This is a genomic window from Vibrio chagasii (assembly GCA_041879415.1).
Taxonomy (GTDB): Bacteria; Pseudomonadota; Gammaproteobacteria; order Enterobacterales; family Vibrionaceae; genus Vibrio.
Map to the genome: position 1 here is coordinate 1,418,605 of CP090851.1, position 21,761 is coordinate 1,440,365.

The window sequence follows — 21,761 nt, forward strand, 5'->3', positions numbered from 1 at the left end:
TCAACCATTCTCATTTGTAAGACTGATAGATTCAAATAAGAAACATCATGTTCAAACTAGATAACCAGTGATTAGAAAATAATATTCTTCTTTATTATTTCGCTATCTATCACTGAATAGCTATGTTGCTCAATGACTTAGAATTGGATGATTATTTAAGATTTATACAGAAAATTATGAATACTGTTCAATTGTAGGCGTGAAAATCGAGAATCTATTTTACTTTGTGGTCAATGACCCTATTTAACGATCTATTGTTTCTTAAATTAAGAGATATAGATAATCGAAGTGAATGTTTAATTATTTGTTAACAAATCAGGGTAACTTAACAACAAATAAACATTCGCATTTATTTGCAAAAAAAAAGGACCTACTGATTAAGTAGGTCCGTTTTATGTGTTAACCATTCATAGTCTGAAAGGAAGTATTGCCCCCTCACCCTTGGATACGAGCTGGTAACCTGCCGCGTGTTAAAAAGCTTTCACCATTTGGCTTAAGCACTTCAATAGCACCGCTTTGTCTTGTTCTTCTATGCCTTGGGTTAACTCGTTTACGAGATTTAGGTGAAGTTGGTTATGGTGAACGTGGATCTTTTGCCCTTCATCAGTCAAAGCAACCACAATTGCTCGGCGATCGGTTGGGTGTTCATGGCGTTCAATCAACTCTGCCTTAACTAACTTCTCAATTTGAACAGTAAGTGTGCCTGTTGTAATACCAAGCTTTTCGGCAAGCTCTTTCATTCTCAATGCGCCATGCATGCCCAACACTTCAATCGTATGGACCTGCGCAAGCGAGTAACCCGTTTCTTTAACAACGGATTGCTCCCACGAAGACATTTTATCGTAGAACTCAGTCAATATTTGGTTAAGCTGTTCTATGTTTTGCATGGCCGTTTGAGTGCACTTCAAGAGTAAGATGATTTATCTTATCAAACTTGGCGAGCATTTGTTTATATTCAGAAACGGATTTATCACTGATTGATTCAAGAGTAATCGCTGCTGAATAATGATGACCACTCACCTTCCACATATGAAAATCTGTCACGGAAGCATAAGGCGATAACATTTCGATCACCGAATCACGGTATTCCTGGTGGATATTTTCATCGAGTAAGATTGGGCTCGTCTGTTTCATAAGGTTCATAGTCCACTTAGCAATAACCAGCGCGCCTACCATCCCCATCACTGCATCTAACCAGTTCCAACCATAAAACTTACCAAACAGCAGTGCCACAATTGCAAGTAACGACGTTAACGTATCCGCCAAAACGTGCATGTATGCAGCGCGTAGATTGTGATCATGATGGTCGCCAGTGTGACTATGATGATGAGTATCTTCATGACTATGTGAATGACCATGCGAATGCCCGTGAGCGTGTCCATGATCATGGTCGTGATGGTGGTCGTGATGGTGGTCTCCCAACAAAAACATGCTTACGACATTCACCATAAGACCAATACAAGCGACGATAATCGCTTCATTAAATTGAATGGCTTGAGGGTTGAACAATCGATGTATCGATTCCACCAGCATCAACAGAGCCACAATACCCAAAGCAATAGCGCTGGTGTAGCCCCCTAGCACACTCACTTTACCTGTACCAAAAGAGAAACGAGCACTATCAGCATGTTTTCTTGCATAGCGATAAGCAAACAAAGTGATGCCAAACGCTGCTGCGTGCGTCCCCATGTGCCAACCATCTGCAAGCAATGCCATCGAGCCATAAACAGTACCTGCAATGATTTCGATAAACATGGTAGTGACAGTCAGTAGCAGGACATAGAAAGTGCGCTTTTCACCTTGGCTGTTATGCGAAGAGAAGTTGTGTTGGTGATGGGTTGTAAAGCTCAAAATGGTGTCCTTAGTCTTATGCTCAAAGTCGATGTAACAGATCATTCAAACTACTTTGACAGACAAGTAGTTTGACCATCAAATTAATATCGCTAAATTTAGTTTGATAATCAAACATTGTCAATGCGGTATTTCCCGTGACGTATATGGCAGCGACAAAAAAGCCCACATATAGTGGGCTTGGATTCTTCTATAGAATGCTATGCGAGCTATCTTGATAAGCTAATCAACGCTTTTCTGGAGTAATGTAATCTCATCATTCACCCAACCCAATAGCTGCTTTGTGGCTTTCGACAACACTTGATTCTGCCTCACAATGTAACCAAGACTGGTGCTAGAGAAGTTAAGTAGTGGTGTAACTTTCGACTTTAGGTGTGGCTTAGTTGATATAGCGAATTCAGGAATGATGGCAACGCCAAATCCCGCTTCAGCCCAGTCAATTTGTGCGTCAACACTGCCAACTTCCATCACTCTGTAGTTAGGAAGATTCAGACTAGGAAGTCCTTCGTCGATAAAGTCTCGAGTTCTTGTATCGTGACCCAGTAGAATTAAGGTCAGTTCAGGCTCGACTTCATCATTCTGAGTGTCATTATCCTTCGAAATATCAGAACCTTGAGACTCTAAACCATCTCCCAGAGCACACCATGAAAGCTCTTGCAGCTTGGTAAAATAAAGGGACTCGTTATGCTGCTCTTTCGCAATCACAAAACCTAGGTCTGCCTTGGCATTCTTTACCAAACTGGATGCTTGAGATGAGGTGGTATTAAGCAAGGTGAGATCGATGCCCGGGTACTGCGCTTTGAACTTCTGGAAAGGACGAATCAATAGAAATCGAGAGATAATGTCACTAACCGCAATGGTTAGCGTGCCGATTTTGAGGTCATTAATCGCATTAAGATCAGCCTGACATACCTGTAACTCAAGCAAGGTTCTTTTACTCGTTTCTAATAGTCTTTCGCCCGCTTGAGTTAGCTGAAATGGGCTTCTTTCTATGAGCTTGATACGTGTTAGCTGTTCAAGTTGCTTTAGATGCAAGCTTACATTTGGCTGCGTCATATGAAGGGCGTTAGCCGCCTTACCGAAATGTTTGTGTTCAGCTAATGTCACAAACGTGTTCAACAAATTGATATCAAGCATCGTCTTCTCTCTTGTGTTACTTCCAATTGTTCGGCACTAAAAACGCGTCACTCTCTATTTCACAGTCCCACTGCTCCGTCATTCTACGGTAAGGAACGAACGTGATAGGAAATCTCGCTTGTGGTTAAAGATTCCTGATACCTCGTCCCTCGGTTCTGGAATGACGCTAACAAATCGAGTTAGCGTCACTCTTGAATACAAGGGCCCCACTTCGTCATTCCCTACAGTGAGGAACGAACGTGATAGGGAATCTCGCTTATGATTAAGACTTTAGAGCTATATGGAATCCTTATCAAGATAATAAAGATAATTAATTTCTCTTATCTACAATGCAGCACTAACATGATTTCTCAATCAGTCAGGAGATAAACTTATGCCATCTATCGTTGTTGTGGGTGCAAACTGGGGTGATGAAGGCAAAGGCCGCATCGTCGATTTTTTAGCAGCAGAAGCATCTGCAAGCATTCGTTTCCAAGGCGGAAACAATGCAGGCCATACCGTAGTTAACGACTTCGGTACATTCAAACTGCACCAACTTCCTAGCGGTATTTTTAACCCTGACTGTACAGCTGTACTTGGCCCTGGCATGGTGATTAGCCCTGCTGCATTAAGCGAAGAGATCGCAGAAGTTCAAGCAGCAAATGTTGACGTTAAACTTGCTATTTCTGATCGCGCTACACTGTGCCTACCACTGCATGCGCTGGAAGATACGCTTGAAGAAGAGCGCTTAGGTGATGCCGCTTACGGCTCAACTCGCCAAGGTATTGCGCCAGCATACGGCGATCGCGTGATGAAAAAAGGCATCCTTGTGGGTTGGCTAAATCAACCAGAGGTTCTAGAGCAGCGCATTCAATTCATGCTTGATTGGAAGATGCCTCAACTGAAAGCCCTTTATCCTCAATGTGACTTTACTCAGACCGCTTCAGAAATGGCTGAATGGCTACTTGAAGTGACGAAAGCTTGGCGTCCGTTCATTTGTAACGTAACCGAGCCTCTTAAAGCCCTTCAAGCACAAGACGCAAACCTACTGTTTGAGGCTCAACTCGGTGCAGGGCGCGACTTGGTTTACGGTGAATACCCTTGGACAACATCATCAAACGTAACGGCAGCTTATGCGGGTATTGGTAGTGGCTTACCTGCCCTTCGCCCTGAGCGTGTTATTGCTGTTGCTAAGGCATTCAGCTCATCAGTCGGTACAGGTACTCTGGTTACTGCAATGGAAGAACAAGATAGCTTCCGGGAGAGCTCTAACGAATACGGTGCTACTACAGGTCGCCCACGTGATATGGGTTACTTCGATGCTGTAGCAACACGCAACGGTGTTGAACTGCAAGCAGCGACAGAAATCGCTCTAACTAAGATTGATTGCTTATCTGGTTTGGCAGAGTTGAAGATCTGTACTGCATACGCAGGTGAGCACAGCGAAAACCCAATTTGGCCACAAACGGCTGAGCTAAAGCCAGTTTATGAAGACATGGCGGGCTGGGATGAGGACATCACGGGTTGTCGCACTTTTGAAAGCCTTCCTCAAGCTGCGCAGGATTATGTTACTCGCATTGAAGAACTGATGGGCGTGCCAATTGTCATGGTATCGGTTGGTCCAGAACGCGACCAAATGATCATTCGAGCTTAGACAAGTTAAATAAGCCAAAAGCCCACACTGGTGGGCTTTTTCGTACCTGTTATAGGCATATAAAAGCGGTATAACCTACAACTTGTTTTTCTTGTTGCGATACATGTTTTCGTCTGAAGACTTGATCAAATTGATGATGTTCAAACTTTGAGAATCTGAAGTTCCACACCCGTAGGAAAACCCTAATGAAACATCATCATCACCGCGAAATCCTTCAATGAACTCATGAAAATCTGCACGAATTTTACGAACCAATTCACAAGCGTATCCGCGATCTTCGGAATGAATAACAACAATGAACTCATCACCACCCACTCTCGCCGGTATTGTGTTGTATTTGATGTTATTTCTGATGCACGAAGCAAAGCCAGAAATGTAATCATCGCCTTTAAAGTGCCCGTAAGTATCATTGATGTACTTTAAATTATCCAAGTCAAAATAGAGACAAACGATCTCTCCATCATCAATGTTTGCTTTGTTGAATTCATGAAAAAACCCCCTTCGATTGAGAAGCATCGTCATGATATCGAAGTGGCTGTTTTTATATAAAATCCGGCTCTCTTCTTTCAAAAGGATTTCAGACCGTAGCAAGGTTGAAATGTTCTCAATCAGGTTCACTTGGCTTTCCGTATACTCGGTTGGACTCAAGTCAAACACGAACAGGATGGCAAACACTTCTCCATCCGTGCCGCTAATCGGGATACCACAGAATGATTTGTAGTCGTCAGGTTCCTTCTCAACGGTTGCCTCACCACAAGCACATCCACTCAAATAAACCGTGCGGTTCTCTTTGTATACATACTCACAAAAACAACTGATCTTACTTTTGTGCTGCTCGCATAGTTTGGTTGAAGAACATAAAACGCTCTCAAAACCCAAACGAGTAAAATCGGAGATCGTGATGATCCCCGCATTCGATGCGTCCATAATGTCGCATATGTTGTCCAATATAGATATCCAAGTATCTACGTCGATATTTTGTTCCATCCCTTCAGAAGAGACTCTGTCAAATAGCATCAATTATTCTTTAGTATCAGATAGTTAATTTTGATTGAATATTTATTAGCATCCGTTATAACAAAAATTCTATGCACGATAATATTGAGTGGGGTTCCGACAGACTGATGGCTAAGACTTCTTCTTAGCCACATCACAAGCCACTGACTCCATAAACTATTTATATTGGGTTTAACGCTAAGATATGTTCTTAGTTCACTCGTTCTGTGGCATCATCCATCGACGTCCAGATCTCGGCTCGTCTGTTCTTTGCTCGCCCTTCACTCGTTTCATTAGAAGCGATAGGCTTACTTTCACCAAAAGAACGAATAACCAAGCGATTCTTCTCTACACCATCAGCAACCAAGGCATTCGAAGTAGTGAGTGCTCTTTGTAACCCCAAAGCTTGGTTGTAACCTTCATCACCAGTGCTATCTGTGTGCCCATCAACCGTGACCGAGTTGCCACTGGCCTGCAATTCGCTAGCTAATTGAGTTAAGGCTTTGCTACCCATTGGTGTTAAGTTGTGTTGATCAAACCCAAAGTGAAGACGTGCCAATAGCCCGCGACGCTCTTGGTTACTAATCCAAGTCTTACATCCTGATTGATTCATACCCATGCTGGACTGACTGGCTAAGGCTTGCTTCAATTCACTACTATCAGATTGCTGCTCGATCTGTAGAACGCCCTGTCTGTGCTGGGCAATACCCACGACATCATCAACCCTAACGCTATGTTGGTATTCACTGAATGCCGTGTCGCAATAAACGCTGAAACCTTGTTCCGCATTAGCAGTAAAGCTAAATTGCAATGCCGACAGGACAATGGAACCTATCATTAACTTTTTCATAATTTCCTCTAATACAACTTAGTGATTCCGCTTGTTTTCGAGCCTTTACGGATGAGTTCTTCTATTTTTTCAATCAATTCATCTAGGTTAGATACGTCGATAATGTCTTCATTCGGATCAACAACACAGTCTTGGAAACCACTTTGCTGAGAGGCCCGAAAATCGATACCAATGACTCCTATGTACAAGCCTGGGATTTCCTCTCTTGCTTTGTTACACATACCTCTGTCGACTAGCCCTTTTAGAATGCCGTTATTAGGGCTTTCCTGCCCATCACTCAAAATGAGCAACATCTTAATTTTCTTGTTATACGCTTGCTGTTCTTCATCATCAGAGCTGTTTGGGTCACCGTCATGGAGAATCTGTGCCCCTCTTAATATGCCCTGAAAAGCCGCGGTGCCCCCATCTGCCCACATAGAGTTGATAGGGTTCAAATCAGAAAGCTTGTTCGATAACCGAATGTTTTTGAACTGAGAGGAATTCGAAGATCCATGCGCATTAAATAGATCCGTTCCATTCACACCATAGAAATCAGGCTGTAATCCCGACTTGTCGGTAAACATGGTAGATACTGATGTCGGTAAATCTACATAGTTGTAGACGTCAGCAACCCGGTAGCTATCCTGATAAATCACATCCTTGATACGCTTAGCGTACTTTTGATTGTCCGACTTAGGGTTTGGACAACGTGACTGACGGCTAGCGCAGTTCAGCACCTCATTTTGGGAGTAAGTACGCCAGTAATCCCAGTTAACATCATTGTACGAATACGGTGACACATTAGGCTTGTAGTTATCTTTGTAACTCAGCTGGCTGGTTGCATTCGCTCTACCGCCCGAGACGATTTCTCTTGTACGCACGTTAAAAGGTACAAAACCAACTCGGTTAAGCAGCTTGTCTCCAGTCGTGTCTTCACCGGGTTCATCACATACCTCTTTCCACTCACCATCGACATAGTCTTGTTTAGTTCTGGTACACAGGATCTTGCTTGATATTTGATCGATAGCTGTTTTCAAATCGTCTATTTTTATGTGTCGACTTGAGCCCCACCGGTCATTCATTGAACCGGAAAAGTCCGACACGAAGACGATATCGATGTTGTTATCGCCAAGATATACCGGGTACTTCCGCGCTAATGAGCGGCCCGCGAGATCTTGTTGCTCATCAAACGAGGGAATAAAGCTGCTCGCGAACCAAGAGTCGTGAGTCGTCTTTGCATTAACCGTGTACTGGATATATTCAAGAATGCCGGCCCCTTCATCTTCTGCTTGGTGAAATCTTTGAGCAGTAAGATTGGTGGACTTAATATCCCTCACGTAGTTCTCGACATATTGAGTCGCTAGATTACGAGCTAAGTCGGGTTGATCTTCGATGGTCACCGCTATCGCTGCTGCCTCTGCGGAATCTCTGAGTCGACTGGTTTCTTGCACATAACGAGTCCCTTCGACGGCCCAGAAAGTCACGCCCATAATAGGTACAAGTAATAGGCCCATCCATACTGCTGCTACCCCCTCTTGGCGTCGGAGGCTGGCATGCTGCATTTTCATTTCGTTACCTCCCAGGCATGATTGAAGACGAAGCGATCTTAATGGAAGTACCGGTGCCACTATTAAAGAAAGGCTTAAACCAAGAACTTTCTTCTTCGCAAAGGCTTACCCGATACAAGGGATAAACAACGCCTTTATCAACCGGTGCTAATTCAGCGTGGTCAACAATCGAATCGGTGTCGCAATTTAAGCTTCTGAACTTGCTGCTAGTAAACTCAGCAACACTACTTTTATTTGTCAGTGACTCTATCTTGATTGCCACATTGTCTACGGGTGTGTTGAGCATTCGACTGGCTACCTTTGTCATATCTTGCAACTCGCGATTAGTGACAGCTAAGTTTTGTCCCGCGAGTACATCCGCTTCAAAATAACGAGTGCGCTCTTTGATAACGTTCACCAAAGCAAAGCTTGATCTATCGAGCTTTGCTCGCGTGAGCAGTTGATAACTCAAATCAGCAGCAAAAAGATAAACACCCCACAGCGCGACAAAGATAAACAGCAATTCAACGGTAAATGAGCCCTGTTGACGAGACGCAGAACAGGCGTATTGTTTACAGCTCATCATCTTTCCACCCCTCATGCTCTAAGTTCAAAACCATGGTGCGTGAAATATCTCTATCAGCAGCACCGGCCAATTTAATGATCGGAGTGTATCGGTATGTCACAGTGATCTCGGCAAGATCATAGTTGAAGTTCAAGTCTTGGTTTGAATGTCCTCTATTCGCCACGAAATCATCGTAGGTTTTGAAATACTTACCTTCGATAGAAAACCTTGAGGCATCAATTAAGAAGCTCCATAGATTGTCATCGTCTTCAATCAAGTCTTTAAACTTCTTCTCATACTGCTCATTGACCCCTTTACCTTCATAGATCTTGGTGTTCCTGATGGTTTCTCTGAGGGAATACTCCGTCATGTTGACGACGTATATTTGGTAGCTCGATTCAAAGATCGCAAAGGTAGCGAAGAACAAAACCAGCGCCCCAAACACAAACTCGATAGCCGTCACTCCTGTCTGCCTACTAAGACGCGCCATCAGTGACTCCCGGTTGAGTGAGTTCAGCTGCAATGTCTTGTATTTCTCGCGCAGAAAATTCACCTTTGAGTAGTTTTTGAGCCGACTCGACCTGCTGAGTCTTCATCAATGCTATCGCTAAGTTAGCTTTTACAATCTTATTAGCAGGGTCTTCCTTTAGTATTGGTGCTAAGGTTTCAATCGCTTGTTGATACTCACCATTGGCCATTTGAATCATCGCGATATTGTTCTTCACCACAATGTCATCATAGCCACGCAAGCGAGCAAGGTTCAGCTCTTGATACGCTTTCTCATACTGACCCAGCTTTGTGTATGACACGCCAAGTAATACATGAATTTGACCCGTTTTATTTCCTGCCTCAATAGAAGCGACATAGGCAGAAATCGCACTCTCAATATCGTTTTTTGCGTCGAACACTTGGCCTTCTAATTGGTACAAGTTTGGATTTTCGATACCCTCTTGTTGAAGGTGTTGAACGTAGAAATCTGCCGATTCGATGTCACCTTTATGAAAGTACGCCCAGGCCAGTTTTTCCTTTACTGCAGGATCTTGAGAACCTTGTTCTAGCTCGGTTTTATAGTGGTGAATTAACCCATCATAGTTTTTCACCTTCTCCATATTGGTGACATCTGCACGCATTTGGTCTTGCTCAGAAGGTGTCGATTGGCACCCTGCTAAAAGACTTATCGTTAACATCACGAAGAAAATACGTTTTCTATTCATTCGTTTGCCCTCTAGATGCTCAATGTCATTTGCATGATGCTCGGTGCGAGAATCAAGATAACGATCGGAAACATGATAAAAAGGATCAACGGCACACTCATCTTGGCAGAGAGCTTACCAACCTTCTCCTCAACCGTGAGGATTTGGACTTTTCGCATATCCTCAGCAAGGTCACTGAGTGTTTGAGCGACAGAAGTGCCGTATTGCAAGTTCTGAATAATGGTCAGCACAAAACTTCGAATTGCGGGAGTTGGGATACGCTCAGTGAGATCATTCAAAGCCTTTTCAACGCCATGTATCTTGGCAGAATCTGAGGTTCGCTTAATCTGATAACAAAGGTCGGAATCAAACTCCGCAAGCTCTTTACCCAAATACGCTAAAGCCGCCTCGATAGTCATACCGGTTTGTACACATACCGACATCATGTCCAAAAGGTAAGGAAGTTGTGCCGAGGTTTTACTTATCAGCATTTTACGGCGCATTTGCAGCAAGGTATCTGGCACCACAATCACCACAATCAGAGAGACAATCACCACCAGCAATTTGTTGGTCGATGTCATATCTCCGAGCAAAACGAGCCCTGAAATGAGGCCGAGCACCAGTACCTTGGCGGGAAAATAGAACTTCGCCCATTCGGTGTTGTAATAGCCAGCCTCTATGAGTTTCTGCTCAAGTTCATGGCGATGCTCCTTGCCAAATCGAACGAAAAATCGATTCATACGAGAAGGTGGTTTAATCGCATCGCCCCCAATATACATCGCGACTTTCTTCTGTCTTTGGTCGGCACGCACCGATTCGACAATCAAAAAGAGCAGCGAAAAAAACAGCACAATAAGTGCAGCCAATATCATCATGCCCGCACACCTCTCACTAATAGCCAAACGATGAATAAGCCAAAAAGCTCACTGCCCAAAACGTAAAACAACACCACACGGCCCGACTCGTCATACAAGACATAATTGACGTTATCGGGGTTGATATAATTAAGGATGACCATGAATACCAAAGGAATAGCCGCTACGATCTTAGCTGAAATCCTCGCCTCCGACGTCATTGCCATCTTCTTTTTTTCTAGCGTTCGAGCATCCACCAACACGCGAATCAATCGGGCCAACACGCCTTTAAGCTGTCCGCCTCGCGCAATGTTTGCTCGAATCGTTACAGTAAAAAATAGAAACTCTGGGTATGGGTAGTTTTTACAGGATCGTTTAAGCACCACTTCCGGAGATTCACCTAGCTTTAGTCGGTCGCCCATTAGCTTGAATTCGCGACCGATCGGGTTGTGCATCACTTCACCTACATAGCTGATGGCTTGCATTAAACTGTCGCCCGCAGTTACCGCACTCATCAGAATATTCAACGCATCAGGAAAAGTGTTCTCGAAATCTCGGCGCCTTCTTGTCACCAAGAAGCGGTAACCAAAAAAGGTAAAAACCAATGCCAATACTGGTACCCACCAAAAATTGGTCATCGATAACAGGTCAACCACGATGTACCAAGAAGCAATAAGGCTAATCGTTATGTATAAGGCGATGTATAAAGTCGAACGTGGGCCTAGTACCATCAAGGTAGGTGAAATCGACTCTTTAAACCTGTGCCAGCTCTGTTTTCGAGCTAATGACTTCACGTTAATGGCGTTAAAGTTTTCAGCTTCCGCTTCTTCAATATTGAAGAATTGATTGACCTTTTTTACCTTTGAATCCCTTATCAAAAGCAGCACAAAAGAAAATAGAATCAATGAAATCCACAGCATGCTATGCCCCCTTAAAGGATGCGATAAGCTCTTCATAGAGCCCGAAGAATTGCGCTTTTTTCACAAGCTCAGATCGTTGCATGATACCGTTGGTGACAAACTCCCCTTTCACGTTTTCGCCATAGTGAGCATCGTCGTAACGGAAGCGGTAGATCTCTTCCATCACCACGCTATCGCCCTCTAAGCCAACGATTTCAGAGATACTAGTAATCTTACGAGAGCCATCACGCAGCCTGTTAACTTGAACTATCATCTGCACAGCACTTACGATCGTTCTTCGAATTGCATCCAGCGGCTGATTTAAGTTCGCCATCATCACCATAGACTCAACACGGGCAATCGCATCTCTTGGGGTGTTCGCGTGGAGCGTAGACATAGAACCATCGTGGCCCGTGTTCATCGCTTGCAACATTTCAAACGCCTCAGAGCCACGACACTCACCGAGGATGATTCGATCGGGGCGCATACGCAGTGCGTTAATTACCAAGTCTCGCTGAGTGACCGCTCCTGTTTGCTCTACGCTTGAGGTTCTAGTTTCAAGTCGAACTAAGTTAGGCTGCTGCAGACGCAATTCAGCGGCATCTTCTATCGTGACAATACGTTCATCTTCAGCGATATATTGCGACAGTGCGTTGAGTAGCGTGGTTTTACCCGAACCTGTGCCGCCCGAGATCAGAACGTTGATGCGGCAGCGAGACGCGATCATCAACACTCTTGCCATATCAGGAGACATCGATCCAAATCCAATCAGGTCTTCAAAGCCGATATTCTGCTCTCTGAACTTACGAATGGAGATTGAGGTACCATCTAATGCAATCGGTGGGATCACGATGTTCACACGGCTACCATCTTCTAGCCTTGCATCGACTGTAGGAGAAAGCTCATCGACGCGTCTTCCAACACGTGAGGCAATACGCTTAGCAATAGCCAATAACTGCTCTTCATTCACAAACGAAACTTCGGATTTTTTAACCTTGCCGTGGCGTTCGAAGAAGATGTTGTTGGGCCCATTCACCATGATGTCTGAGATAGACTGGTCTTCGACCAATGGCTGTAAAGGACCAAGCCCAAATAGCTCGTCGATTAAGCTTTTCACCAAACCGGACTTCATCATGGAAGTGATAGGTCTTTGGTAGCTGTTCGCTAATAAATCGACCGCTGCTTGTATCTGAGACTCTAAATCTTTACGGCTCATTTTCTGAACCGCTTCAGCGTCTAACGCCTCAAAGATCTGGCCACGAAAAGCGAGGTATAAATCTTTATTGGAACTCATTTAACACGCACCTTTTTTAACCACGAGTTCATCGTTTTCTGGTCAATCGGTTGGCCATTAATCAGCTTAACCAACTGCTCCATAGAGCGATTGATATGACGGTCGTGTTTGTGACCTCGCTTTCCATCAATGATAATGTGAGCCAATGACTTACAGTAGTCGACCTCGAGATCAACGTTCGCGCCTAAATACTTGGCTAGATCAGGCTTTTGCAATACATAGGCATTTTGTGGTCGATGATAGTTAGCGACCATGAGGATGCGAGTGCGTGACGATAACGTCAGTTGCAAGCTCGCTATCTTTTCATACAGTCGTTTTGCACTTCTCACCGATGATACTGACGCGTCAAAGACCAACACGACGACATCAAAGTTTTCTGCCAAGAGTTGTGGTTCAACTTTGAAATCCACTGCTCCGGAAAAATCTTCAATGATGAAGTTAGTGTTTCGTGCTAACAGCTCACATAAGGTCTGATTGTAATTGAGTACATCGTTTTGGCTCATGTCACCATTGATAGCTAACAAACGCAGATTTTTACGAGCGTTAGACAGGTAACTTAATGCGCCCTCTTCATCCATTTCGTGCAGCGGCGCCGTGAACTCATCGATGGTGCGTGGTTTAAAGTCTTTTAATCCAAGTAAGACATCAATGTTTGTATCAGCGTATTGATGATCGACAAGGATGGTATCTGAACCTTGTGTCGACAAGAGTGAGCCGAGCTCGGTAGCGAGGAATGACGCTCCTACACCGCCTTTAGTACCAACAATGGCAACGCGTTTTGCTTTACGTTTCTGGCTAACACCAGAAAACGTTTTAAGGTTCTTACTCACATGAGTTAAGAAGTCTGCAAATTCTTGCTTATTTACCGGCCAGAAAACGTAGTAAAAGCCCATCTCCTTAAGAGAACGAAGCGTCGAAATAGCGTCTTCTTTACCAATGACCACCACGCCTTTATGGGTCGGCAGTTTACTAGCAAAAGCTTTTGCATCTTCCACCACATTGCTCGACTCATTTAGCTCTAAAATGACGATATGGCTACTTTGTTGCTCAGTAAGCTTGGTCAAACCGGCTGTCGCCTTCACACAAGCAGGATCGTTCCACCCTTCAAAGCGAAACACTTCTTGAACCAGGTTTAAGCACTCTGGTGATTGGTAAAACAACGTACATCCAGCAACACCTGTCGACGCAGTCTGAGCTGGCTTAGCCTTTGTGGTTAATGCTTTTGTCAGATCAAACATTATTGTTCTCCTACCAATCTCGACTTGTACGCCACTTGCTTCAATCGCATCGACTCAACGAAGCAATCAGACTGTCTCAAGCGAACATGTATCTGCGCTGGTTTACACGTTTGTGTCTTTAGGTGCGTTAAGGTCACCTGAATATTTAGATCACTAGGTAATAACTGCGCATTACGATAAACCACTCTTTGGGGGGCGTTCAGATGAGATGGATACTGCTTAAAGATCTCCTTTAACATCTGCTTGCTAGCGGCTGATTTGTAATCCACCACATACGTCGCTTCCTTGTCCGTCGACTCAATCTCCTGAATCAAGGCATCAAGCTGCTGAGCCGTTTTAGCGCGGTTTTTAATCTCGAACTCAAAATTGTGATGTTCTTTGTACGCCAATGCCTCTGCTCCCTGACCAACAAAATATTGTTCAGAAGCACAACCGAATAGTGAGGTCGCGAACAACGCCATCAATACTAATTTCTTCATTGGATAAACCCTCCTTGCGATAGCAGGCGAATCGTTGCATCGGACGAGGTCACTTGTTTGCCATCCCACTTAATGTTTAACCAACGAGCCAATGTCGAGGTCTTCTTAATGTATGGCAATTGAATGTCTTTCGGCTTCATAGGCTCCACTAAGTTAACGGTGGCAACGATGATCAATTCGGTGCGTTTTCTTTCGGTGGTCGCTTTCCTAAACGCAGCTCCAAGTACTGGAATGTCGCCAACAAATGGAATCTTTTGCATTTTTTCCAAGTCTGCGCTGCTCATCAAACCACCCAGAACGAAACTGTCGCCATCGGCAAGCTCTACGGTCGTCAAAGCACGTCGAGAAGCCAACTGGGGAACCTTAATGCCAGCAGCCTCAACGTAACCCTCTACCTCACTCACTTCTGGCGCGAGTTGCATGCGGATTTTGTCTTGGCTTAACACTTTGGCGGTTAGATCGAGCTTGATACCAAACTCTTTAAATGAAATGTTTACGTTACTGCTGGTAGAGACGATGACTGGTACTTCACCACCAACGAGAAAACTTGCTGATTCTCCTGACAACACAGTCAAGTTTGGTTCAGCAAGAACCTCAGCCATTTGATCGTTACCTAAGGCTGTGATCAAGGTACTCAGATTAGCAGCATCAAATTGGTCAAAAACAAACTCACCGACACTTGAACCCACAGAACTCCAATCAACACCAACGGTTTGACCAAACGATTCTGTCACTTGAGCAACCGATATTTTTACGTTTACTTGCTGAGTTGTGGCGACTTCAATTCGTTCTATGATCCCTTCCCACGTCATATTGCGGGCAAACACCATGCTTTCAGGCTCTTCATAGTCCGAGCTGTCTGACTTAAATTCTAGTTTTTCGGTTTTATCCCATTTCTCTGTTTTATCTCGCCCTAGCAGAGTCGCGACTAAACGATAAATGTCATCACGTGTTGCCTCTGAATCTACAATGCCGCTCACTGCGACTTGTTCTCCTACAGACTGAACCTTTACTTGAGCATCTGGAAAATGGAATTTGATTTGGCGCCTAATGTCCGTTAAATCAAAGTCAACAATAATGCGGTCGGATAGCAGGACTTGATCATCGATACCGTAAACAATCAGTCGCGATTGACCAATGCTGTTGGCAAACACAACAAGGGTGTTATCGTTAATAATTTTGTAATCAACGATGCTAGGGTTGTTCACGAACACTTGACCGATTGGACTTTTAAGCTGAATGTGCTGACCATCATTGAGCGTGATAGAGCGATCTGCAGCAAAAGCGTTTGTTGTAGAAAATAGGCTAATCAACGTTAGCAAAATTGGGCCAAACAGTGCTCGTTTGATTCGATGGATAATTGTCATCACAAAGCCTCTCTTGGATTGTTCTCGTTACCACGTAACTCAACGATACCTGTATAGTTATCAATGATGTTGCGCACCTCTGCGAACTCCGGCTGCATATAAGTTTGGCTGCGATAAATTTCGATATGCATCGTTCGTTGTGCTAATGCGAGTCTTGGTAATTCATCCGGGCTAACTTCAATGACAACGGTTGTCAGTCCATCTTCCTTACTTGGAGAACGAGCAGTAATAGAGCGGTCACTGCTGTCATCATTCCCGATATTGAGGACCTTAACGTGTTTCAAAAACATCGACGCCTTCACTCCTCTAAAACGCGTCGGCTTATCGATGTTGCCAGCCAAGTTGGCATTCGGAGAACTTACCGTTAGAACATCAATGAACGAACCCGGTCGGATGTAATCATTAATCAGATTTTTATCGCTGACCTTTAGCGGGTATAACGTCATACCTTCTGTAACCAGCAAATCAATGTAGCCAGGTTTGCCAGGGCTCACTTGATATTCAGGCAATATGACGTCGCCTGCATTAAGGCTTCGGTTTAACAAAGTGGAAGGTGAGAAACTGATTTGCGAATCTTCTCTAACACCAAGTGCTAGCGCCTCACTCAGAGGCAATTGTTGTTTCACTACACCCTGCGAGTTAACTGCACTCCCCTTTTCAAAGGCTTCGGTAGCAATCCAAACTCCCACATGCTGTTCGCTTTTTTCAGCGACCACTTCATCAGTTGTTATTGGTTCAGGTTCACTCTTGAACATATCGATAACGCCTAGTGCGCCAACGATTAAGGCTGCGATGGCAACAAGTAATACCAGTCGAGATCTCATAATGTGCTCATATTTTGAGGTTTATATATGTGGTGTAGATAGAGTTAAAATGACTAAGTAAAACCCGACGCTGATAGCAATCCCATATGGAATACCATCTTTTGCATGTGGGTTTCTTTTAAATAAATTCCTACTCACTAGATAAGACAAAGCTAAAATACCACCAGCAAAAGCGGTCAGAATATACGCCAATAATAAGTCGTTAATTGGAATGGTAAGCGACAAAATAACGACGTATTTAATATCTCCAGCCCCTATCCAAATCAGTTTGTAAAGAATAAGCCCGATAACTAACATCAATAAGGAGCTCATTATTTGAATATCTAGTGGAGACAAAAAACACTGCACAACGAGTAATATGTACAAGGCGTAATTTTGTATCTTGCGATAGAGAAAATCAGTGGCCGACACATATAGAGTCAATATTGCCAAAGTCACTAAATACAATTCATGACTAAAAATTGGGATACCGCCTAAATTTGGTAAGGTTAAATCTTATTTCACAACATAAATTAACTAAGCCAGACCGATGTAAACATAGGTCTGGCACAAATATCTTTCGATATCACCTACATTAGCCTACGAGGCTTTATATTAGCTTCCTGCAGTTTCAATAGCGGTTGCTACTTTAGCGAAAGCTGCTTCTAGCTTACCAATAAAACCGTCAGCACCTACTGCAGTAGTTACTAGCACAGCCATTGCCACAGCAATCAGACCATATTCAATCGCAGTTACACCGCGCTCGTCGTTCTTAAATTGAGATAAAAACATGGTTGTTTTCACGTATAGCTTAGTAATCATTGTTTATTCCTATAAGGGCTGTTGAAAATTCGTCGCCATTATAATTAGCGCCCCAAAATGAATGAAAATACCCCCTATCGACTTAATCAATAGGCAGAGCAAAAAATGATCAAAATAAAGAAGGGGGAAATCCAATATATGAAAACAAAACCATATTTAACAATAGGTTACAGAGAAAATCGCATTGAAATAGTGATATTCAATTTGATTTATAAACTTTGAAAAGTAAGAGCTAGCTCAATCTTTTGATTATTTCCCTCATATATAACCTTTAGGCATATACCAATTAATAATTTATCAACGTTTATTATCCATTATAAAATTGTTGAAATACGAGGATCATCACGCTATTGTTCTTCGAATCAACAAACAATAAAAATTATAATTTTTTTGTGTCAAAGGTTAGTCGAATCATGAAACTACATTTCGAAAATATTGTTTCGTTCATTGCAGTAGTTGAAGAAGGTTCATTTAGCTCTGCGGCTCGCAAACTTGGGAAATCACAATCAACAGTTAGCACTGCTGTTCAAAATCTAGAATCAGACTTGGGTTTCAATGTATTTAATAGGGAACATTCAAAAGTTTGGCTAACGGAGAAAGGAGAGCGCCTATTCCAATTATCTTTACCCGTCGTATCGAAATATCGAGATTTGGTCACCGTCGCTCAACAAATGAATATATCAGACCAGATTGTCTATCGAGTAGGCATTGATCCATTGGTATATAATTCAGACGTAAAAAAGACACTCTTAGCTTTTTCTGAAGCATTCCCGAATGTCGACTTGCTTGTGGTCACTAAGCCTAGTTTTGTTCTTGGTAACTATATAAATGAAGGAAAGATAGACTTAGCGTTAGGTAACCCTTACCACAAGTCAAATTACGACTTCAACGTAGAGGAGCTGTTCCACGTTAACTGCTGGTGGGTGGCTCATGAAGATTTAGGGCCAATAAAGTCACATGCACCGTCTCAACGGGTTCTATTGATGGATGGGTGCGAAGAACTACTTAACTTGTCCAGTATCGCCGCATATAACCTCTGGCGATTAGATGATCTAGGAACCATTATCGATTTATGTAAGGCCCAAAAAGGCATCGCTTTCTTACCAGGTTTTTTGATCGATACTCATGTTAAAGATAATAAACTTAAGGTTATTACAGACCACCCTGACTTTTTTGGTAAACGAGTTATAGCTTCCCTTTTTTGGCAAATACATTCTGACTTTAGCTTGTTTAATCAATGGATAAAAAAAGAACTGAAATCTAGTACTAACTACCAGCAAACATTTGTTGCTGATTTGGCTCAATAACGCTCTGTTGTATCGGGTAATTACGTTCTAGTACATTCAACGTCTTCGGAATTGGTATTAACAAAACCAAACATCTTGATATAGTTCCGCAATAAAACATAGACAGTAAACATAATTAATTAAATTATCATTTATTTATTATATATCTCAATACTTATAGCCCTACCTTACATATCACCTTCTTATATGTGTTTGATGCGTCATATAAATACCTTAAACGTGTGAGCTTGGCGCATATCATTTAGCAAGTAACCAATCTGAAGTTAAAGTGTGTAGGGCTCATACCAGAAAAGACCAATAACATCTGGTATTTAAGTAATGAGCTTGCTATGAATTATATTTCGGTAAGGTAAGTTCGAGTCATGTCGATGTACTAGATAGCCCGAAACAGACAATACTCGCTTCTATACAGCTCTCACGCCACGTTATCCCTAACAGAAACGCATACGTGGATTGTAAGCAGAAACGTCACACATGGCATCGGATGTTGTCTATAGGTGCTGGTTCTAAGGAGAGTGAAGTGTCTGTACATCGATGAACAAGTAAAATCTGCGAATTACAGGTACAAAAAAACCCACACTAGGTGGGCTTTTTTGCTTGTTCCTAAGAACGAATAATGGTGCGTCCGAGTGAACTCGAATCACCGACCCCCGCCATGTCAAGGCGGTACTCTAACCAACTGAGCTACGGACGCACAATGTTCTTAATCTTCTTTATGACGATTGTGACTAAATCAAAAGCCGCTACTTTGACAAAAAGTAACAGAAGGAATGGTGGGTCCGGGCGAACTCGAATCGCCGACCCCTACCATGTCAAGGTAGTACTCTAACCAACTGAGCTACGGACCCATTCCTTAAGAACGAGGAAGATATTAACGACTGATTTATTGTGGCGCAAGTGGAAATTGCACTTGAATCAACCGTTTGCTCTTATTCGCATCAATACGTTGATTTTTTAGACGTGAAACCGAAATAAACTTGAGTTAAGTCACACTGAACCGGTGCCCTACTCTTTGTTACTCTTCTTCTACATCGAAAACAACGTTGTAGTTTTCGGTGTAAGTACAGTTCGGTTGACGGCTACACGTGAAGAAACGTCGTCCTTTGTAGTCACCTTGGCTAGCCAGCTTGATGATCATCGGGCTGCCGCATTTCTTACAGAATCGAACCTCTTTGTCAGGCTCGATCAGATCGATATGTGTCGCAAGCAATCTCTTCAAACGGCTCACTTGGTAACTGTGTTTTACTGAAGCGCCAATAAGCGGTAAGCCAGCAGACTTACATACATGGATAAGCAGCTTCTCTCGGTCAACTTTGCCTTTACTTAGCTCTTTACCATTATCAAGTTCGATGATCACGCGTGGCTCCAGCGTTCTTGGGTCGCACACCACAAAGTCAAAATAGCTACGAGAGATTTTGTTATTCGCGATAAACCAATTCTTCTTGGTATTCGTTTTCGCTGGTGCCAACACATTCGACATGTTTACTTTGGCAAACACGACACCGTGAGTACCCACCGCCGTAGTCAGTGCATTGTAAAACGCGGCTTGTTGCATGTTGAGCAACGCACCTCTCTTTTGATAAGCGTGGTCTTTGGTGTCGTCATGTTTGAATACGTACTTCTGAATGAAGTAAAAGAAGACAACAAGTACCACTACAACGATAAATATATTGGTCATGAGTAAAACACAGTCAGGATTCAGGGAGATAGAGAATTTGTAGCGTAAGTAGAAAACAACAAACAGGCAAGAAAAAGAGAATCAGTTGTTAAGGATAATCACGTGCTTTAGCAGGTATCAGTTAGCTAAGTGCTTGATAGTGAATTTTGGCACCTCGACACAGCTCTCTTATTTGAACATTGCTCAACCATTCAAGCATCACATTGATCTAGATCAATTCCCAGCATTTTGTGATCAATTAGCCTAAAAAACGTTAGCCAAATGTTAATAAGGAAATTGATATGGAACTCAAACAAGACCCAAGATGTTATACCGACGTATGTGTAGATGGTAAATGGTTCCACTATGACCACTGTGGCACTCAAGCCTATATGCTTAAAGGCGGCGCCTCTGCAGTCATCGAGCTTGCAAAAGAGCCAACCACAGAGGGTGAGTTGGTTGAGATGCTGCAAGGTATAGGCAAATAACATAAACCAATTACATAGCTAAACGCGCTAATACTCCCTACCTCTCTAACACATTTTAATATTAGCGACAGTAAACCGATTCAAGCCATTCTATCTAACGAGGTCAGAATGGCTTTTCTTTAAGCTCATCGACTTGCTAGCAATGATTTTGTAAAAGCCAACAGCTTATACTAAACCCAACATCAAACTCAGCTATAAATATAAAATAAGAAGCCAGAATCAAAACATAAATCTAAGTTTTCCTTCATTAATCAGCTCATTATATGGAATAGCATTTCATATGAGAGTATGCTTTTACTTTGATTTCTTTATATAGGCGCTCTTGAAGATGGCTAAGCGTAGTAAGGTCGATACCTGTCGCACTATTCAACTCATCCTCGATACCAGCTGTCATCAGTTATTGACGGTTGGTTACGAAAACATGTCTTACACCACGTTAAGCCAGGCAACCAAAATCTCAAGAACGGGAATCAGCCATCATTTCCCTAAAAAGACTGACTTTCTGATGGCATTAGAAGGACGATTCTTAAAGCTTTTAGTTGATCATCTGACGATGAATGAAGGAAGTGATGTGTTGGAACTGTCTTGGCAGAAAGCACTTCAAAGCAAAGAGTTCACAGCTATTCTTAGGTTAGTATTTCATCACTCAGTCATCCGTTCTGAAGCGTGTCACTTCTCTCAACGTTTGATGAACAATCTTAGTGCAGTGATTACTTACCAAGTAGGGATGCAAGCAGAGAAGCAAACCGAGCGTTTGCTAGGTATCAGTCTCGTTCATATTGCAAGACAGAAGGATCTGTAG

General features: G+C 43.0%; 23 protein-coding genes and 2 tRNA genes. 4 read left to right on the forward strand and 21 right to left on the reverse strand.

Annotation, left to right across the window (positions count from 1 at the left end; genetic code table 11):
* Positions 1 to 470: 470 nt before the first annotated feature.
* The 3 genes from L0991_06320 to L0991_06330 form a co-directional block, all read right to left on the reverse strand.
* Positions 471 to 887 (reverse strand): MarR family transcriptional regulator, encoded by a 417-nt coding sequence (locus L0991_06320; GenBank protein XGB63683.1) that lies wholly within the window; start codon positions 885 to 887, stop codon positions 471 to 473.
* Positions 865 to 1,851 carry a CDF family Co(II)/Ni(II) efflux transporter DmeF gene (dmeF, locus tag L0991_06325; protein ID XGB63684.1) on the reverse strand — a complete coding sequence of 329 codons (987 nt, stop codon included), beginning with the start codon at positions 1,849 to 1,851 and terminating at the stop codon, positions 865 to 867. The genes L0991_06320 and dmeF overlap by 23 nt, the downstream gene beginning before the upstream one ends.
* Before the next feature lie 222 nt (positions 1,852 to 2,073).
* On the reverse strand, positions 2,074 to 2,988 hold the full coding sequence (locus L0991_06330) for a LysR family transcriptional regulator (protein ID XGB63685.1): 915 nt from the start codon (positions 2,986 to 2,988) through the stop codon (positions 2,074 to 2,076).
* Positions 2,989 to 3,361: 373 nt separating this feature from the next.
* Here L0991_06330 and L0991_06335 point away from each other — a divergent pair, with 373 nt between their 5' ends.
* Positions 3,362 to 4,621, forward strand: coding sequence for an adenylosuccinate synthase (locus L0991_06335; GenBank protein XGB63686.1), 1,260 nt, complete (start codon positions 3,362 to 3,364; stop codon positions 4,619 to 4,621).
* A gap of 75 nt (positions 4,622 to 4,696) precedes the next feature.
* Here L0991_06335 and L0991_06340 read toward each other — a convergent pair whose 3' ends face one another.
* From L0991_06340 to L0991_06410, 15 genes are all read right to left on the reverse strand, one after another.
* A complete protein-coding gene (locus L0991_06340; GenBank protein ID XGB63687.1) occupies positions 4,697 to 5,548 on the reverse strand; it encodes a sensor domain-containing diguanylate cyclase in 852 nt (283 codons plus the stop codon).
* Positions 5,549 to 5,828: 280 nt separating this feature from the next.
* Entirely contained in the window at positions 5,829 to 6,467 is a 639-nt protein-coding gene (locus tag L0991_06345) for an OmpA family protein (protein ID XGB63688.1), read from the reverse strand.
* Positions 6,468 to 6,475: 8 nt separating this feature from the next.
* Positions 6,476 to 8,014: a pilus assembly protein gene (locus L0991_06350; GenBank protein XGB63689.1), complete on the reverse strand. Its 1,539-nt coding sequence runs from the start codon at positions 8,012 to 8,014 to the stop codon at positions 6,476 to 6,478.
* Between the two features lie 4 nt (positions 8,015 to 8,018).
* A complete protein-coding gene (locus L0991_06355; protein ID XGB63860.1) occupies positions 8,019 to 8,576 on the reverse strand; it encodes a membrane associated secretion system protein in 558 nt (185 codons plus the stop codon).
* Positions 8,566 to 9,048: a pilus assembly protein gene (locus tag L0991_06360; protein XGB63690.1), complete on the reverse strand. Its 483-nt coding sequence runs from the start codon at positions 9,046 to 9,048 to the stop codon at positions 8,566 to 8,568. The genes L0991_06355 and L0991_06360 overlap by 11 nt, the downstream gene beginning before the upstream one ends.
* The gene (locus L0991_06365) at positions 9,035 to 9,772 is read right to left on the reverse strand and encodes a tetratricopeptide repeat protein (protein XGB63691.1); all 738 of its coding nucleotides are present in this window, start codon (positions 9,770 to 9,772) and stop codon (positions 9,035 to 9,037) included. Before L0991_06365 ends, L0991_06360 begins: the two co-directional genes overlap by 14 nt.
* 11 nt (positions 9,773 to 9,783) lie before the next feature.
* Positions 9,784 to 10,626, reverse strand: a complete 843-nt coding sequence (locus L0991_06370; GenBank protein ID XGB63692.1) for a type II secretion system F family protein — start codon at positions 10,624 to 10,626, stop codon at positions 9,784 to 9,786.
* Complete coding sequence (locus tag L0991_06375; GenBank protein ID XGB63693.1) at positions 10,623 to 11,525, reverse strand: type II secretion system F family protein; 903 nt, start codon at positions 11,523 to 11,525, stop codon at positions 10,623 to 10,625. The genes L0991_06370 and L0991_06375 overlap by 4 nt, the downstream gene beginning before the upstream one ends.
* Before the next feature lies 1 nt (position 11,526).
* Positions 11,527 to 12,798 (reverse strand): CpaF family protein, encoded by a 1,272-nt coding sequence (locus L0991_06380; protein ID XGB63694.1) that lies wholly within the window; start codon positions 12,796 to 12,798, stop codon positions 11,527 to 11,529.
* The gene (locus L0991_06385) at positions 12,795 to 14,036 is read right to left on the reverse strand and encodes a ParA family protein (GenBank protein ID XGB63695.1); all 1,242 of its coding nucleotides are present in this window, start codon (positions 14,034 to 14,036) and stop codon (positions 12,795 to 12,797) included. The genes L0991_06380 and L0991_06385 overlap by 4 nt, the downstream gene beginning before the upstream one ends.
* Entirely contained in the window at positions 14,036 to 14,515 is a 480-nt protein-coding gene (locus L0991_06390) for a hypothetical protein (GenBank protein XGB63696.1), read from the reverse strand. Before L0991_06390 ends, L0991_06385 begins: the two co-directional genes overlap by 1 nt.
* Positions 14,512 to 15,882 (reverse strand): pilus assembly protein N-terminal domain-containing protein, encoded by a 1,371-nt coding sequence (locus L0991_06395; protein XGB63861.1) that lies wholly within the window; start codon positions 15,880 to 15,882, stop codon positions 14,512 to 14,514. The genes L0991_06390 and L0991_06395 overlap by 4 nt, the downstream gene beginning before the upstream one ends.
* A complete protein-coding gene (gene cpaB, locus L0991_06400; GenBank protein ID XGB63697.1) occupies positions 15,882 to 16,706 on the reverse strand; it encodes a Flp pilus assembly protein CpaB in 825 nt (274 codons plus the stop codon). The genes L0991_06395 and cpaB overlap by 1 nt, the downstream gene beginning before the upstream one ends.
* 21 nt (positions 16,707 to 16,727) lie before the next feature.
* Complete coding sequence (locus L0991_06405; protein ID XGB63698.1) at positions 16,728 to 17,153, reverse strand: prepilin peptidase; 426 nt, start codon at positions 17,151 to 17,153, stop codon at positions 16,728 to 16,730.
* Positions 17,154 to 17,300: 147 nt separating this feature from the next.
* The gene (locus L0991_06410; protein XGB63699.1) at positions 17,301 to 17,507 is read right to left on the reverse strand and encodes a Flp family type IVb pilin; all 207 of its coding nucleotides are present in this window, start codon (positions 17,505 to 17,507) and stop codon (positions 17,301 to 17,303) included.
* Positions 17,508 to 17,920: 413 nt separating this feature from the next.
* On the opposite strand from L0991_06410, the gene L0991_06415 reads away from it, so the two are divergent.
* Positions 17,921 to 18,814 (forward strand): LysR family transcriptional regulator, encoded by an 894-nt coding sequence (locus L0991_06415; protein XGB63700.1) that lies wholly within the window; start codon positions 17,921 to 17,923, stop codon positions 18,812 to 18,814.
* Positions 18,815 to 19,431: 617 nt separating this feature from the next.
* On the opposite strand, the gene L0991_06420 is transcribed toward L0991_06415, so the two are convergent.
* The 3 genes from L0991_06420 to L0991_06430 form a co-directional block, all read right to left on the reverse strand.
* A tRNA-Val gene (locus L0991_06420) sits at positions 19,432 to 19,508 on the reverse strand.
* A 77-nt stretch (positions 19,509 to 19,585) separates the two neighbouring features.
* Positions 19,586 to 19,662 (reverse strand) — tRNA-Val (locus L0991_06425).
* A gap of 167 nt (positions 19,663 to 19,829) precedes the next feature.
* Positions 19,830 to 20,492: a DUF2726 domain-containing protein gene (locus L0991_06430; GenBank protein ID XGB63701.1), complete on the reverse strand. Its 663-nt coding sequence runs from the start codon at positions 20,490 to 20,492 to the stop codon at positions 19,830 to 19,832.
* Positions 20,493 to 20,773: 281 nt separating this feature from the next.
* On the opposite strand from L0991_06430, the gene L0991_06435 reads away from it, so the two are divergent.
* Together L0991_06435 and L0991_06440 are read left to right on the forward strand one after the other, a co-directional pair.
* The gene (locus L0991_06435; protein ID XGB63702.1) at positions 20,774 to 20,959 is read left to right on the forward strand and encodes a hypothetical protein; all 186 of its coding nucleotides are present in this window, start codon (positions 20,774 to 20,776) and stop codon (positions 20,957 to 20,959) included.
* A 328-nt stretch (positions 20,960 to 21,287) separates the two neighbouring features.
* Complete coding sequence (locus L0991_06440) at positions 21,288 to 21,761, forward strand: TetR family transcriptional regulator (GenBank protein XGB63703.1); 474 nt, start codon at positions 21,288 to 21,290, stop codon at positions 21,759 to 21,761.

Bases quoted from the DNA above. Each gene is read 5' to 3' on its own strand.
- L0991_06430 (XGB63701.1), bottom strand. From the start codon at position 20,492: ATGACCAATATATTTATCGTTGTAGTGGTACTTGTTGTCTTCTTTTAC.
- L0991_06360 (XGB63690.1), bottom strand. From the start codon at position 9,048: ATGGCGCGTCTTAGTAGGCAGACAGGAGTGACGGCTATCGAGTTTGTG.
- L0991_06330 (XGB63685.1), bottom strand. From the start codon at position 2,988: ATGCTTGATATCAATTTGTTGAACACGTTTGTGACATTAGCTGAACAC.
- L0991_06390 (XGB63696.1), bottom strand. From the start codon at position 14,515: ATGAAGAAATTAGTATTGATGGCGTTGTTCGCGACCTCACTATTCGGT.
- cpaB (XGB63697.1), bottom strand. From the start codon at position 16,706: ATGAGATCTCGACTGGTATTACTTGTTGCCATCGCAGCCTTAATCGTT.
- L0991_06435 (XGB63702.1), top strand. From the start codon at position 20,774: ATGGAACTCAAACAAGACCCAAGATGTTATACCGACGTATGTGTAGAT.
- L0991_06440 (XGB63703.1), top strand. From the start codon at position 21,288: ATGGCTAAGCGTAGTAAGGTCGATACCTGTCGCACTATTCAACTCATC.
- L0991_06340 (XGB63687.1), bottom strand. From the start codon at position 5,548: ATGGACGCATCGAATGCGGGGATCATCACGATCTCCGATTTTACTCGT.
- L0991_06335 (XGB63686.1), top strand. From the start codon at position 3,362: ATGCCATCTATCGTTGTTGTGGGTGCAAACTGGGGTGATGAAGGCAAA.
- L0991_06350 (XGB63689.1), bottom strand. From the start codon at position 8,014: ATGAAAATGCAGCATGCCAGCCTCCGACGCCAAGAGGGGGTAGCAGCA.
- L0991_06355 (XGB63860.1), bottom strand. From the start codon at position 8,576: ATGAGCTGTAAACAATACGCCTGTTCTGCGTCTCGTCAACAGGGCTCA.
- L0991_06320 (XGB63683.1), bottom strand. From the start codon at position 887: ATGCAAAACATAGAACAGCTTAACCAAATATTGACTGAGTTCTACGAT.
- L0991_06345 (XGB63688.1), bottom strand. From the start codon at position 6,467: ATGAAAAAGTTAATGATAGGTTCCATTGTCCTGTCGGCATTGCAATTT.
- L0991_06395 (XGB63861.1), bottom strand. From the start codon at position 15,882: ATGACAATTATCCATCGAATCAAACGAGCACTGTTTGGCCCAATTTTG.
- L0991_06375 (XGB63693.1), bottom strand. From the start codon at position 11,525: ATGCTGTGGATTTCATTGATTCTATTTTCTTTTGTGCTGCTTTTGATA.
- L0991_06365 (XGB63691.1), bottom strand. From the start codon at position 9,772: ATGAATAGAAAACGTATTTTCTTCGTGATGTTAACGATAAGTCTTTTA.
- L0991_06385 (XGB63695.1), bottom strand. From the start codon at position 14,036: ATGTTTGATCTGACAAAAGCATTAACCACAAAGGCTAAGCCAGCTCAG.
- L0991_06415 (XGB63700.1), top strand. From the start codon at position 17,921: ATGAAACTACATTTCGAAAATATTGTTTCGTTCATTGCAGTAGTTGAA.
- L0991_06370 (XGB63692.1), bottom strand. From the start codon at position 10,626: ATGATGATATTGGCTGCACTTATTGTGCTGTTTTTTTCGCTGCTCTTT.
- L0991_06380 (XGB63694.1), bottom strand. From the start codon at position 12,798: ATGAGTTCCAATAAAGATTTATACCTCGCTTTTCGTGGCCAGATCTTT.
- L0991_06410 (XGB63699.1), bottom strand. From the start codon at position 17,507: ATGATTACTAAGCTATACGTGAAAACAACCATGTTTTTATCTCAATTT.